The organism is Novosphingobium sp. SG751A, from assembly GCF_013149295.1.
Classification (GTDB): domain Bacteria; phylum Pseudomonadota; class Alphaproteobacteria; order Sphingomonadales; family Sphingomonadaceae; genus Novosphingobium.
In genome coordinates this window covers 23,396-37,704 of record NZ_JABGCB010000024.1, presented here as the reverse complement: position 1 = coordinate 37,704, position 14,309 = coordinate 23,396, and the positions used below count along the sequence as shown (strand labels likewise).

Sequence of the window (14,309 nt, the reverse complement as noted above, 5' to 3'; positions counted from 1 at the left end):
GGGAGATTCGATGAGCCGGAAGTTAGGTTCGACGGCGATGCGAGCCCCCTTCCGAAGCCGCCATTTCCCAGCCGCTTAGCGCAGGTTTCTTGCTCCAAATCGACAGCGCAATTTGCCCTCTCAAAGTGGCTGCCGGGTAGCCCAAGGCTTCCAACGGGGTGGACTTCAAGCGCCCGGAGGGCTAAGTGTGACCGCCGGAAAGGCAAGGCTTTCGCAGATTTCTGCGGGTTATAACCCAAAGGCGTATGCGAGGCCAGTTCCTCCATTTCTCAGCACACCCTAAACGGCAGGATGAGACCGAACTGGCCCTTTTTGACAGCTGGCGAAAGCTCCGCGCTGCCTGCAACGATACATGGATAGGCTGCCTGGTCCGCGAAAAACGCAGTCGGTCGGAATGCCCTGCCCGCTTTTCGCGCCAATTTCGATATCCGGGCAAAGTACACCAAGGCACGCTTGGTCCATTGGAGCCCTGTTCTTAAAGCAGACGCGGGCTGACGTGAACGGCCTCGCGGCCCAAAGCATAGAGACCGCATTGCATAGGTTACGGAAAGCTGGGCCAGTCCTCGCTCGCAGGCACCTCGCGATCGAAGGATACCCATGACGCCCCCGCTTCAGCGGCAAAGGCAAGAATGGCCCAGAACGCAGGTGAAATCGCTTCCGGTCGCTCAGCCGACGCCCATCCGGCCACGCTGGCATGCACGAAAAAGCCATCGAGGTGCGGCTCGATCACAAGGTCCGGGTAGCGGACCTCAAGGCGTCCCTCTTCGTTGCGGGAGGAAGTCCGGATCATCTGCTCGATGGCTTCGCGCTCCTCGGTGGGCAGGTGGAAGAGCGAAAAGGTGAAATGGTTGGCTTCACGCATGGCCCGCCTCCTGCCCGTCCGGAACGCCTGTGCCGGATACTTCGAGCCGGTGCGTGTCCCCACAGGTGTCGCACCAGGCCTCCTCAAAGACCGCTTCGACCACCCAGCCCTGCGCGCCCTTATCCCAACGCGCCGCAGCATCGCAGATCAGATCCTCACTGCGGCATTGCCCGCACAGCACGATCTTCGGCGGCGTAATGCCCTCGCCTTCCTCATCCTCAGGGTAAACCGGCAAGTCTGCCATCGGCGGCTCATCGCGGTCGAACGATAGCCAGTCGGCACCACAGCTTTTGGCGCGGGTCAGCAAGGCCCAGAGCGTGACCGACACTTGCTCGGGCCGGTCAGGATTATCATCGAAAAATCCCAGATGAACGGCAAAACCATATTGATGCGCTTCGATGGAAAGGACGTCATGATCCACGATCAGCCGTCCCGCCCGCCGAGGCGCTTGCGCGATAAGACTATCAAAAGCCCGACGCTCCTCGGCTGGCAGATGAGCCGTCGAACAGACGCAATATTTGGCAAGGCGCATAAAGCCCTCCATGGTTGGTCGAATTGAGGAAGGTTGGCGAAATGGCTCAGACCTGCGGAGAGAGGGTCAGCTCAAGCGCCCCCTTCGCAGCGGTCACCACCATCTGGCGCCCATGCGGGATTAGCCAGACGACATGGTCAAACATCGCCTCGCGCAATTGGGCGATCAGCGCCTCTTCCTCGCCCAGCAACAGCGTATTGGCCAGATTTCGCGCTTCGGCACAAAAGCGATCCCTCTGCGTTTCCCAACTATCGCTATCGGCATCCTCGCTGGCGCAAAACAGGCTCGCTTCCATTAACGTGACCAGATCATCTGGCTTCACATCAGCGCCTTCGCGGATGAGGATGGCTGCCTCATCGATCGAATTGGTGTCGTTGCCTGCCACCAGCATCGGAATATCGAAACTCCTGACGCATGTGGAGGCATGCTCGCTGCCATCGCCGGCAATCGAGAGGTCGAGCGTGAGGTTGGCGACCCGGCTGGCGGGCATATCCGGAGGCAGATATTCAGCGGAGCTGTCGCCATAGATCCATGACTTGCCGTCATGGTCGAAGGTGAAATCAATCGCGGAGGCCCGCGGCAGGCGGTCGTACCAGCTGTAACCTTCAAATGCCGGTTCGGGGTCCACGGTTTGCGTGCCCATCAACGTGGCATTTCCGATAATCGGGGCTGCTGCCTGCTCAAGGTCGGCTTGGGAGTGAGAAACGATCATCATCTCTTTGGAAGCGACCTTGGGACCAGCCGGTGTAGATGTACTGTCCGCGACCTTTGGCATCCAGCGATCAAGCCACGCCGTTGCCTCAGGCAGGTCAACCCCCAGCTCGGCCGCACGCTGCCATGATCTAAAGGGCAGACGATGCGCGGACTGCCTTGCAATAGCGCGATAGATGGCTGCTTCCATCGCGATCCGAAGCTGACTGAGCGCTTCGTTCTCGACCATTTCTTTGCGGGCGGGCAAGACCAGTTGCAAGGCCGGCGCATCGATGATGTCCACTTTGGCGTGCCAGAAGGAAAAGCTGTCTACCTCACTGACAGCCTCATGGCTGCATGACACCGTAACCCCATGAAAATTGATGCGCGGTGACTTCCAATAGGGACGACCATTCGTGCGGAACACGTCGATCCGAACGCCTTGATGGGTTTCAACGTGAGGGGCCTCGGCCAGAAAGTCCTCGCGCTTCATTTCTTCTTCGCGAAAATGGACCGGCAACGGAAAATGGAGGGCTGCCTGTTTCACCGCGACATCGATCCCCTCGGCCCAGAGGGCAGGCAATGCGACAAAGATCTGCGTACCGCCTGTTATATTGGCAGGTTCGATGGCGAGCGGCATCTGTCCTTCCCAGCCATTGTCCGGGATCGTCACCTGCCAGCCTGCCTGCGCCGAACGCGACCATGACCTTACCGTTACCGTCCTCCCGGCGAGGCTAAACACGCCCATGCCCGCGGGATCTTCGCGCGCAGCCATGGCCGGATCCCAGCCCGACTGGCCCAGCGTCAGCAGATTGTGGGGATCATCGATCCCACAACCATCGTCGCATATCGAGAGAGTGGGCACGCCATCAATGTCTTCGACATCGATTCCAATCGCGCTGGCCCCGGCTCGCCTGGCATTCTGCAAAAGTTCATGCAGGCAATCCGCGATAGTGCCGTTGTAGAGCCGGGTCACGCGGGTGATCAGCGAAGGGCCGACCCTTGGCTGAATAGAAGCGGGTAAGCTCATGGATATCTCCTGGTCCGGGCGAAGCCAATTATCGCCCCCACAACCGCTTCCCCCTCTCCAGTTCTTCCGATCGGGTGTCGGTCGGCCCGTGATTTTGAAGCCAGAAGATGTTCCCCGCATTATCGGCATGTCGGTGGCCATCGGTACCCTGCCTTCAGCAAGAGGCGCGCAGGATCAAGGAACTTAATTCGACCTGCTTTCTGGCCAATCGGGCGAGGCCCTCCCCGGCTCAGCCGATGAGGTTTGCAGTGGTCGTCACTTTATGCAGGCACCTTGACCGCGCCCTCTGGTCTCGAAGCGGAAGCGGAATAGTCGCTTTCATTCAGGCAGTATCGAGTTCCGCCCTTGTTTGGACGTTTCATCCCACTTCTCATCGTCAGCAACACAAGTTTCCGCAGAATTCAAAGTTGGCATTACAGCATCGGGCACTGGCGCGCGTGACCTTGTACGTATTAAGCGCCCTTCAATACCAAAGACTTGATTGAGTCCCCGATTGGTCACATATTGACGCACGCGGGCTGGAACGCTGGCAGCCACCCGCAGGATTGTCCTGTCAGGTATATCGAAGCTCGACCTTATCGTCGGGCGCTGGTCGTCCGATCAGGCGACGACACGGCCCACCTCACCCAAGATGATCTCCGGTAGCTTCCGGGGAAATCTCTGCCGTGCCGTGAGGATCCGTGGTTTCATGTCTTTCTATACCGAACGCCCCGACCGGGCGCAGCAGGTGAATGAGCGTGCGCACCATGATGGGCAAGACGCAGGCACCACCGATCTTGGTCATATCTATGCTGTGGAGGCCCCGAGACTTCGGCGCTATTTTCGCGCGCGCCTGCGCAGCGGAGATGACGCCAGCGATCTCGTGCAGGAAGCCTTTGCCAGACTGGTCGGCGCGATGGCGAAGGATATTCCGCAGCGACCGGCGGCCTATTTGCAGCGCATCGCGCGCAATCTGCTTTTCAATCGGACACGGCGGCTGGAAAACAGGCTTGGACGCTTCCACGTGTCCTTTGACGATGGCTACGAGCACGCGATGCCGCCGGACCAGAGTGACCGTCTCGAGGTGGCAGACGTGATGCGGATCTATCGGCGGGCCTTGAGCGAACTTCCTGACAAGACCAGAGAAATCTTCCTCCTTCACCGGGTCGAAGAGCTCCCCTATAGGGAAATCGGAGAAAGGCTGGGCCTTTCCATCCCGACCGTGCAATATCACGTTGCACGCGCGCTCGCGCATATTGACGCTGCCCTGGAACAGGAATGATGGAAGAAGCTCAAACACCGCCTTCTCACGGGCAATTGCGCGATGAGGCGGCCGACTGGTTCACCATCATGCGCGGACCGGAAGCCGAAACCCGCCGTCAGGAATTCGAAGCCTGGCTGGCGCGGGGCGCGGTGCATCGAATGGCGTATAACCGGATTGCCGAGACTTTCAGCCTGGGCAAATTTCTGAATGAAACCCGCGAAACCGAGAAGCCGGATCTGCCGAAACCCCAAAGAGAAAACCGTCGCGGGATGCACCTGGCGTTTGTCGGCACCGCTCTTGTAGGGCTGACCGCAATCGGGGCCTTTCACTGGTACGGCGACTTTCCTGCCGGCAACCTCGTTTCATCGCCACCGATTGCGGTATCGCTTCCGTCAGGCGCCCAGCCCCAAAAACTCGCGACCGCCATTGGCGAAATTCGCTCCTTCAAACTTGCCGATGGCTCAACCGTCACGCTCGATACAGGAAGCCTGCTGCTGGTCTCGCTGAGCAAGGCTGAGCGCGACCTGCGCCTGGTTCGCGGCCATGCCCGTTTTGAAGTGGCTCACGAGGCCCGCTCCTTCGTGGTGTCCGCAGGCGGCGGCACCGTGACGGCGCGCGGCACCATTTTCGATGTGGCCGTGGCCGATGATCGCCGGATCAAGGTGCACCTCCTACGCGGAGCCGTCGATGTCGCCATGGCTGATGCCAGTGGGCAATCGGGCGGCCCTCCGCTTCGTCTTAAGCCCGGTCAGCAAATATCGCTTGAGGAAGGCGGCGTGCTGCAATTGGCGCAGGCTTCGGACGCGAACAATGGCGATGCGCAATGGCCGGATGGCTTGCGCGATTATGAGAATGTCCGGCTGGGTGATCTGATCGCTGATGCTAATCGCTACGCCAGCCAGCCTCTTGTTGCCGGCTCGAGCGAGGTGAACGAAATCCGGGTCTCGGGTACATTTAGGGTGACGGATACTAAGCATCTTGCGCAAAATCTTGCAGGACTTCTGGGACTGTCGCTGGTTGCCTCTCCCAATAGCTTGTCCCTCGCCCGCTCATGTCCGGCAGGCCGGCAAAATATTTGTCAGCCCCCCTCATAAACATGCCCAGCTGATTGTCGCTCCCCCTGAACGCCGAATTTCAAGGCAATCGGCGCCATGGGGGTTAGTATGGCAAATGTTCGAAAGTACATTCTGAGTTCCACAATCGCCCTTTCAGCCATCGCGGTGCTCTCGCCGACGATGGCCGGGCCAGACGACAGACAAGAATACCATCTTCCCGAGCAGGAACTCGGGTCCGCGCTCAGGACCATCGGTCGCGCATCGCATCAGGAAATCATGTTTGAGAGGCGATCAGTCAAAGGCAAACGCGCCCCTGCCCTCGACGGCACCTATACGCCAGGCGAAGCTGTCGACATCCTGCTGCGCAATTCCGGCCTGACGGCCACCAGTCGCGATGGAAGTATCCTCATCGGGGAGCGATTTCTCCCGACATCCGAGGAGCTGAATGCGGGCAGTTCCGCCATTGTCGTCACCGGGTCCCAGATCCGCGGCACAGCCGCCACCGGGCCGTTGATCACGATCTCCAGCCAGCAGATCGCAACATCGGGCTATGCCAATCTGGGTGATGTGGTGCGATCGATACCCCAGAATTTCACCGGAGGCCAAAATCCGGGCATCGGCATTGGCATTCCGGTCGCCAATGGCGAGAATTTTGGTTCAGGAACTTCGATCAATCTTCGCGGCCTCGGGCAGGATGCCACGCTGACGCTGATCAACGGGCATCGCGTGGCCAATGGCGGCAATCGTCAGAGTGTCGATATTTCCGCGATCCCCATCGATGCCATCGAAAGGATCGAAATTGTCACCGATGGAGCCTCCGCGCTTTACGGCTCCGACGCGGTGGCGGGCGTGGCCAACGTCATCCTCAAGCGCAACTATCAGGGCCTCTCAACCAGCGCCCGCTTCGGCCTTGCGACAGAAGGTGGTGACCGGCAGCAGCAGTATAATATCCTTGCCGGAAAAAGCTGGCGCAATGGCGGCGCGGTGGTCGCTTATGAATATGGCAAGGACACTGCCATCCTCGCCTCGCAGCGCTCCTATGCCGCCGTGACTAATCCCGGCCTAACTCTCTACCCTTTCATCCAGCACCAGAGCGCGATCATCAACCTGCATCAGGATATCGCAAAAAGCCTCACATTCAGCTTGGATGGCGGCTATAACTGGCGCACCGATCAGCGAGGCTATTCGCTGAGCACCGCAGCCAATGCCCCGGCCTATGACTCGCGCGTGCGTTCATCGTCCTTTTTTGTAGCCCCTTCCCTGCAATGGGCAGCCTCGGGCAGCTGGCTGGTTTCTCTCTCAGGCATGTACGGAGAAGATCGGGCCCGGCTGGTTCAGCAACTGACGAGCAGCGGAACCACCTCGACAACGCAGCTGACCTGCACCTGCAACACCGCCGTATCGGTTGAACTGAAGGCCGACGGCCCGCTCCTCGAAATACCCGGCGGCATGGCGAAACTGGCGGTGGGCGGTGGCTATCGCCGGGATCGGTTCCGTCAGGACAGCATGTATGCCGCCAGTAATTTTCAAGCCAGTCAGGCAGAGCGCTATGGTTTTGCCGAATTGCACATTCCGCTGGTCGGAGCCTCGCAAAATATTCCCTTCATCCGCTCGCTCGCGCTGAGCGCAGCAGCCCGATATGACAATTATCCCGGTGTGGATGAGGTCGTCACGCCCAAATTTGGCTTCACTTACGCGCCCAGCGGGGATTTTGACCTGCGCGGATCATGGGGTCAATCCTTCAAGGTTCCCACTCTGTATCAGCGATATACCGCGCAAAGCGCCAGCGTCTATGCCGTCGGAACCTTGGGCGGGAGCGGATATCCTACCGGATCGACCGCGATCTTTCTGCTCGGCGGGCGGCCCGACCTTTCGCCCGAACGCGCCGACACCTGGACCACCAGCCTCGCCTTCCATCCGGCGCGGGTGCGCGGCCTCAAAATCGAGCTGGGCTATTTCGATATCAGGTATCGTAATCGGGTCATCATGCCCATTTCGCTGCCGCAGCAGTCGCTTTCCAATCCGGCCTATGCCAGCGTCGTGACCTATAATCCCGCAGCATCGGCGGTCACCAGCACGCTCGCCGACAAGGTCGTCTACAATTACTCGGGCGCGGCCCTCAATCCTGCCAATGTGGTGGCGATCGTCGATGATCGCAATCTCAACATCGCAACGCAAAAGCTGCGCGGCATCGACCTTTCTGCCGAATATCAGCATGCGATGGGCAACGGCGATCGCATCACATTGTCGGCTACCGCCAGCTATCTCGACAGCGAGCAGAAACTGCTTCCCGGCGCGGGTACAATCGCGCTGGCAGGAACCTATTATAACCCGCCCCATTTTCGCAGCCGTGTCGGTATGGCCTGGGACTCGCCCAGAGCCTCTCTCGCCGGCTTCGTGAACTACATCGGCGGGGTCAGCGACACCCGCTACACACCGGCAACGCCTGTCAGCGGGATGGCAACGCTGGATCTGAGCGGGCGGCTGCGTTTGGCAGGCGGCGCGCTCGATGGCGATGAAATCGCGCTTTCGGTCCAGAACATCACGAATGCCAGCCCGGACATCACCCGTACCCGCGCAGCCTATGATGCGCCTTATGACACGACGAATTACTCGCCGGTCGGCAGGCTCATCAGCCTTGGCATTCGCAAGAACTGGTAACCGCCTCCCGCGACTTTAGCTCCCCACCCATCGCGCTGCCGTACCGCTGTGCGGCAGCCGCCTATGCTCGCCATCTGGATTCTTAAAATGCACAAAATCGCTTTTATGCCCATCGCCCTTTTGTGGGCAATGGGCTCCATGCCGGCTGTCGGAAAAACTGACGCGGCCACTGCCGCGCCAGTCACCTTGCAGGATCTGGTGGGGACGCGCACCCTCGACAGCGTGACCATCTCGCCTGATAGTCGATTGGCGGCCTTCCGGGTGATTACCCCGTCCCTCAAAAACAACAGCGTCACCGTCCAGTGGTTCTGGGTCGAACTGCGTGGAAGCCACATGGCAGCGGTCCCGCTTGGACGTCCGAGCCTGCCCCTGCGGCAACCGATGTTTGACACGATCCTCGATGGTCAAGCCCAGTGGGCTCCAGATGGCAAATCCCTCTATGTCCAGACGCTGCGGGGCAATAGTGTCACGATCAACCGGATCGCGCCCAAAGGAGGGGACGAGGTAGCACTATCGGACAGCGCCGACATTGAGACATTCAGGATCTTGCCCGGCGAGCGTCAGGCCGAAATCGGCGTGCGCGCATCAAGAATAGCTATCGATCAGGCCGCGGCACAAGAGCGCCGCGACGGCCTGCACATCGACCGGTCCGTATCGCTGGAAGGAAGCCGCCTCACGGGCAACTTCCTCATCGGCCATCGGTGGTCGACCATGCGTTATGTCGGCCAGGGCAATAGCGCGCGGGAGGCCTTTTCCGGGGAATTGCGGCAGAAACTGGTGCCGTTGCGGGGGATTTTCAAGCGCGCGCCAATGACAGCGTCTCCAACCGGCACGCAATTCAATCCTGTCCTGTCGGGGGCGGGTAAAGGCGATGCTGACCGCACAATCTCGATCGCTTCGGGTAAGCTGACGGCCCGACTGGTCCAGACCGCTCCGCCCGGAAAATTCCTGCTGGAGCCGACCTATCAGGTCGTTGCCCAATTGCCCGACGGCAGCGAGCGCGCATGCAGCGAAACCTTCTGTTTCACCCATTCGGCAGCCCTGCGCAGCGTCAGCTGGAACCCACGCGAACGCGAGCTCGTCATCGCGCATGAGGCCGATTACTCCACCTGGACGGCGCTGTACGGCTGGAAGCCTGAGAGCGGGACCACGCGGGTCATTCGCGCTGCCGACGGCTCGCTCGATGGCGGATCGACCTACAGCAACAGGCCCTGCTCGGCACAAGGCGCCTATCTGCTTTGCATCCATGCAGGCCCCACGTCCCCGCCCCGCCTTGTTCGTATCGATACGACGACAGGCGAGACCGTCACCCTGTTCGATCCCAATCCTGTCCTGCGGCGGCGCCAGTTCAATCCCGCACGCTTTGTCACCTGGCGCAGCGCCGGCGGGGACAATTTTACCGGCTTTCTTGTAACGCCGCGCCATCAAAATGGGCCGGTACCGCTGGTGATCACCAGCTATCGCTGCCGCGGCCTGCTTCGCGGAGGGTTTACCTCGCTGGCTCCCGAGCAAATGCTGGCGCAGCGAGGAATGGCTGCTCTGTGCGTCAATCACAACAATTCCGTCGGAATGACCGCAACGCCAGACGGCAAGCTGCAGACCCTTGCCCCGCATCTCGCCGCTATTGCCGGATACAAGGCCATCATCGACCAGCTTGCCGCTGAGAAGCTCATCGATCCCACGCGGGTCGGGCTCGCCGGACACAGCTTTACCAGCATGGTCGGCGCTTATGCGCTCAGCCACACCGACCTGTTCAAGACGGTCGTGATCGGCACCGGCATCACCATCGACCCGGCCACGATGATGTTCATCGATCCGGCTCGCCATGGCTGGAACACCGGGCTGCTCGACGTTCTGAACGTGCCCCATCCGCTTGATGACAAGGATGGAAGGTGGAAGGCGATCTCTCCGGCCCTCAACGCCGAAAAGATCAAAGGCTCGCTCCTGATCCAGACCCCGGAAAACGAATATCTCTCGGCCCTGCAACTGTTCTCGGCGATCCAGCATGCCGGCGGCGCTTCGGACCTATATATTTACCCCAATGAGGGCCACCTGATAACCCGCGAGCCCGTCCATCAATTGTCGCGGATGCGGCGCTCGATCGACTGGTTCGACTTCTGGCTGCTCGATCACACGTCGGACAATGCAGCAAACGCCGCCGATATCGCGCATTGGAAGAAGCTGAAGCGCGAGCTACCCGCACCCAAGCCTCACGGCACATGAGCACGGCGCGCGATATGCGGCGATGGCACGGCCCAGGCTCTGAGCCATGCCTCGACGTCCACCAGCGCCATGATTTCCATGTAAGCCACGACATCGCGCGGATCAGGCCGAGCAAGAAAGGCCTCGAGGGCGTAGCGATCAACAATGCCCTGTCCTGCCAGCATGCCCTCGAGCAGCAATGCCCCGATCGCCGGCAGGTTGACCTCGAAAAGCTGCATCGCAAAGCCGGTCGGGGTGCCTTTGGATCGCCGCGTTACGATCGCGGGCGGCAGAAGGTCCGCAAAGGCTTCCCGCGCAAGGACGCGATCCTGACCGCCGCTGCACCAGATCCAGGATGGAATAGTAAGGCAGTGTTCGACCACCGGCTGCGCCATCAGCGGCGCGCGCAAGGGATGCAGCCACTCGCGGCCAAAACCTTCGAGATGATTTTGGATCCCGGCCAGCCAGGCCGCATGCATGATCTTTCCGGGCACTTCATCCCCGGGCGGCGACAGCCAAGGGTGGGACGGCGGCCCGGCGAGGCTCCGCACGAGATCGCGGGACAGGAAGCCTGTGCGCATGGGCCAGCGGTGCGGTTGGCCGAACTGCCGGATCTTAGAACGCGCGCCCGATAGCGCGGAAAGGACGCTGACCTCGTTCAATCGCGCGACATCCATCAGCGTTTGCAGACTGCCAAGGCGCGAGCCGGGCACGATCAGGCGATCAACGAGCGGAGCTACCGAATGGAGGAAACAGAACACATTATCGCCGCCCCCGCCCGTCATGAACTGGTCAGCGCCGAGCCTTGTCGCTAGCTCCTGATGCGCGCGGTCGCCCGATTGGGCAAAAGCGCGGGATATCGGACGCGGCAGATGCCTGGCTTCGCTGCGCGCAAGATCGACAAAGTCAACGCGTTCGGGTTCCTCTTTTAGTTCGGCTCCCAGATGCCGGGCCAGCTGCCGGGCATAGGGACGTTCATCGCCCGCCGCCTGCCCGGTATAAAGCGTGAGGCAGGTAAAGTTCCTGCCCGAAGCCGCGAGCGCTGCCGCAATGATCGAACTGTCGAGACCACCCGAAACAGCGAGAAGTGTATGCCGGGCCTCCGACGCCCAGACATCGGTACAGGCAATGACGCGACGGCGGAGCGTGGCCACCGCCTCTTCCCGGCGAGGCAGCGAGCGTGCCCGACGCGTGAATTTCCACGGCGACCAGGCGAGGCTGCTCGATACGTTTCCGCGATGGGCAGTGACCCGCATCCCGGGCAGGACTTCATGGATATGGCGAACAGGTGTTTCCTGCGCGCGGACCATCGGCCAGACGATATGAGCGGCAAGGGCTTCCCAATCTATGTCTGCCTTATGCCCCGAGGCGGCCTCAAGAATATCAGCGCGTGAACTGAAAAGAATGCGGTCCTGCTCAAGCCGATAGAAGCATGGGCATTGCCCGGATGGATCGCGGATCGCCTGCAGGCTGCCCCCCTCGCCGTCCGGAACGAACCCGACATAGGCTCCCCAGAAATCCTCGATCAGGGCTTCGCCCCGAGTGGACGATAGGCGTTGCCACTCCCCGGCACTGAAGCGATCGATGATTTGGACAGGATTGGTTCCCTTGAACAATCGCCCGATGACCAGAAGGCCGCTGTCGGGATCAAGTTGAAGCACTTGCCCGGGACAGGCGAAGAGGGATAATTGGCGCCCCTGATGAACAAGACCCAGCCCGAGGTCTTCAGCAAGCCGGTGGAGGTCATCATGGCCGCGGCCGGCAGCAAAGCTCCATGCAACAAGATAGTCGGCGCGCATCAGACCACCAGAATTGGTGTGTAATTTCCAATTCCCTCAAGTGTGTCATTGAGCACAAGGCCGCCATGCTGCAACCAGCAATGGGCGCGAAAGGGCCTTGTCGCCACCCCGAAGACCAGATTGGCCGGCACCCTATTGGCAAGCAGACAATGCATCATGGCAAGGGATCGCAGCAGGCACTGGTCGTAGCGGGTGACCAGGGCATTGAGCCGGTAAAAGGCCGCAGCAATGGCGCGCGCGCGGCGATCCGTGCTTGGCCTCGCCGCGCCACTGAAACTTTCCTTCTGATCCCGGATCCGGACCAGTATTCCCGCAAGATCATGCTGGCGCAGCGCATAACGGGCCCTGCCCAGTGCAAGGATCGCCTGAAGCAGATCGCGGGCCGACCAGCCGGGAAGGTCTCGCTCGTCAAATCCGCAGGTTGGTTCGACCGGAAGCGAGCAAGGGAGGATCGCGCCTTGCTCCTCCTGCTGGACGAAGATGCCCGCCTGGAGCAGCATCGCCATGCCCTGCGTATCGCGGTCATCGAGGGGTTCCTGCCTGCACAATCGGTCAAAGGAAGCGGCCAGCGAGGGCGGCAACATCACATAGGCGTTGCTCGCGATATCCATGAGAATGACCTGTTCTTCGGGCACGCAGAACGACCATTTCTCGCCAAGGGACAAGCCCATCCATCCTCTCCCATCAGGATTGTGATCTGGCGCCAAAGGAATTGCCGCCCATGGCAGGTGGCGACGCGCCGAAAAACAACGCGCCGCCGGAAGGATCAGTCGTCGGAGAGACCCCCGCCGCCGAAATTGCCCTGGTTGTCGAGCTGGGGCACATTGGAAATGCCCTTCGTTTCCTCGGTGACTGCACCGAGAACGATGATTTCATCACTCAGATGTTCGCGTTCCATTGCCATCTCCTTCATTCAACGCTGCACCATTGCAGCCGGATCAGGGTACGGTGGAAGGCTCGGCGCCGCCGAGTTTATTAGATCCCGCGTAAGCGCCTATCTCGAACCGGCAGGCCCAAGGCTGTCAGCCGGCCCAAAGATAGCTTCTGAAATCTATCGGTTTTTTGCTGAATTGATCAGATCGGCGATCCGGCCAACCCGCCGGATCCGCCGCCGATGATAGGCCCACAGGATCTCATAGCGGTCGAGACCCGCACCCGAAGCGGTCGCGGCCTCAACCATCTGCAGCTCAGACCCAAGATTCGTCAGGACCCCGCCCTCATGGAGCCGGGCGACATAAAGCCTGTCGGTCGCCAGTCTGAGCGCCCGGGCATATTCGCGATTCGGTGCCGCCTTCGCCAGCGTGCGGAAGCAATTCGTCATCGCTAACGGGACTTGAGCAAGATCGACCGGGCTGATGCCGGCGGAGGAAGCGGGCATGGCCTGAACCGGCTTTTGCACCTTGAGGATGAGGCGAACCAGATGGCTGTGCCAGTGATAGAGGTCGAGCAGACTATCGGCGCTGATCGCAGGAACCCGGTAGCCGCCGCCCGTGCCGATCTCGAGAAACTCCTCGCCGACCAGACGCTGCGCCGCATCGCGAAACGGCGAGACCGATACGCCATATTCTTCGGCCATGATGCGCTCGATCACCGTCGATCCGGGAGCGAACCGACCGGAAAGAACATCGCCCTTCAAAAGGCCGTAGGCTCGCTCCGCTGCAACAGGTCTGGGTGACATCATGGCCTGTCCCGCCTCTTATCGCTCACGCGAACCCGGCTGGGCAGGCTTGCCGGCCAGACGCGCAAGCGCCGAGGCCTGATGGCGCTCGACCGCCCCGAGCATCTCGCGCTCAAGATCCCACAGATCGTCCTGCATCAGGAGTTCGCGCGGAACGGCCATCTTGTGCTCCATTGCCATGAGAGGAATGAACAGATGCGGCGTCGTCATCCGCAGCGCATGAGCGCAGCGGACATGGTCTTCGAACTTCGATGTGGCGACACCGCCTTCGATTTCGCGCAGCCACCTTTCGCTGCGCCCGACAATTTTTGCCAGAAACTGCTGCGAGACGTGCTCGCGGCGGCGGCGTCGTTCGATGAGCTTGCCGGAAAGCTCTTTGATCAAGGCTAGAATTTCACCGTCAGTCGCTTGCGGACTTTGAAGCGTCATCTGCAGGTCCCCCTGACAGCGTCTCAAAGGCCAAAGCGCATTGCCCTATAGGTGAAGAGTGTTGCATTAAAATCCGCCCGTCAATCAGGATAAGCTCCTGTCAACGAGAGCAATTTCAGACGCTTCGA

General features: G+C 60.6%; 12 protein-coding genes. 4 read left to right on the top strand and 8 right to left on the bottom strand.

The window, feature by feature from the left end:
• Positions 1–541: 541 nt before the first annotated feature.
• The 3 genes from FHW96_RS22795 to FHW96_RS22785 form a co-directional block, all read right to left on the bottom strand.
• On the bottom strand, positions 542–862 hold the full coding sequence (locus FHW96_RS22795; RefSeq protein WP_172342870.1) for a hypothetical protein: 321 nt from the start codon (positions 860–862) through the stop codon (positions 542–544).
• Positions 855–1,283, bottom strand: a complete 429-nt coding sequence (locus tag FHW96_RS22790; protein ID WP_216651015.1) for a hypothetical protein — start codon at positions 1,281–1,283, stop codon at positions 855–857. The genes FHW96_RS22795 and FHW96_RS22790 overlap by 8 nt, the downstream gene beginning before the upstream one ends.
• Positions 1,284–1,440: 157 nt before the next feature.
• Complete coding sequence (locus FHW96_RS22785; RefSeq protein WP_172342869.1) at positions 1,441–3,255, bottom strand: ATP-binding protein; 1,815 nt, start codon at positions 3,253–3,255, stop codon at positions 1,441–1,443.
• A 547-nt stretch (positions 3,256–3,802) separates the two neighbouring features.
• Between FHW96_RS22785 and FHW96_RS22780 the strand changes: the two genes are divergently transcribed.
• The 4 genes from FHW96_RS22780 to FHW96_RS22765 all read left to right on the top strand — a co-directional run bounded on the left by FHW96_RS22780 (position 3,803) and on the right by FHW96_RS22765 (position 10,296).
• Entirely contained in the window at positions 3,803–4,375 is a 573-nt protein-coding gene (locus FHW96_RS22780) for an RNA polymerase sigma factor (protein WP_172342868.1), read from the top strand.
• Entirely contained in the window at positions 4,372–5,451 is a 1,080-nt protein-coding gene (locus tag FHW96_RS22775) for a FecR domain-containing protein (RefSeq protein WP_172342867.1), read from the top strand. The genes FHW96_RS22780 and FHW96_RS22775 overlap by 4 nt, the downstream gene beginning before the upstream one ends.
• Positions 5,452–5,688: 237 nt before the next feature.
• Positions 5,689–8,073 (top strand): TonB-dependent receptor, encoded by a 2,385-nt coding sequence (locus tag FHW96_RS22770; RefSeq protein ID WP_172342866.1) that lies wholly within the window; start codon positions 5,689–5,691, stop codon positions 8,071–8,073.
• A gap of 63 nt (positions 8,074–8,136) precedes the next feature.
• Positions 8,137–10,296: a prolyl oligopeptidase family serine peptidase gene (locus FHW96_RS22765; protein WP_172342865.1), complete on the top strand. Its 2,160-nt coding sequence runs from the start codon at positions 8,137–8,139 to the stop codon at positions 10,294–10,296.
• Here FHW96_RS22765 and FHW96_RS22760 read toward each other — a convergent pair.
• From FHW96_RS22760 to FHW96_RS22740, 5 genes are all read right to left on the bottom strand, one after another.
• On the bottom strand, positions 10,284–12,074 hold the full coding sequence (locus FHW96_RS22760) for an asparagine synthase-related protein (RefSeq protein WP_172342864.1): 1,791 nt from the start codon (positions 12,072–12,074) through the stop codon (positions 10,284–10,286). The two genes, FHW96_RS22765 and FHW96_RS22760, sit on opposite strands and share 13 nt — an antisense overlap.
• Positions 12,074–12,709: a lasso peptide biosynthesis B2 protein gene (locus FHW96_RS22755; RefSeq protein WP_172342863.1), complete on the bottom strand. Its 636-nt coding sequence runs from the start codon at positions 12,707–12,709 to the stop codon at positions 12,074–12,076. Before FHW96_RS22755 ends, FHW96_RS22760 begins: the two co-directional genes overlap by 1 nt.
• 131 nt (positions 12,710–12,840) lie before the next feature.
• The gene (locus tag FHW96_RS22750; RefSeq protein ID WP_172342862.1) at positions 12,841–12,972 is read right to left on the bottom strand and encodes a benenodin family lasso peptide; all 132 of its coding nucleotides are present in this window, start codon (positions 12,970–12,972) and stop codon (positions 12,841–12,843) included.
• A 153-nt stretch (positions 12,973–13,125) separates the two neighbouring features.
• Positions 13,126–13,752 (bottom strand): GntR family transcriptional regulator, encoded by a 627-nt coding sequence (locus FHW96_RS22745; RefSeq protein WP_253951178.1) that lies wholly within the window; start codon positions 13,750–13,752, stop codon positions 13,126–13,128.
• A gap of 18 nt (positions 13,753–13,770) precedes the next feature.
• Positions 13,771–14,181 (bottom strand): transcriptional regulator, encoded by a 411-nt coding sequence (locus FHW96_RS22740; protein ID WP_172342860.1) that lies wholly within the window; start codon positions 14,179–14,181, stop codon positions 13,771–13,773.
• Between the last annotated feature and the right edge of the window lie 128 nt (positions 14,182–14,309).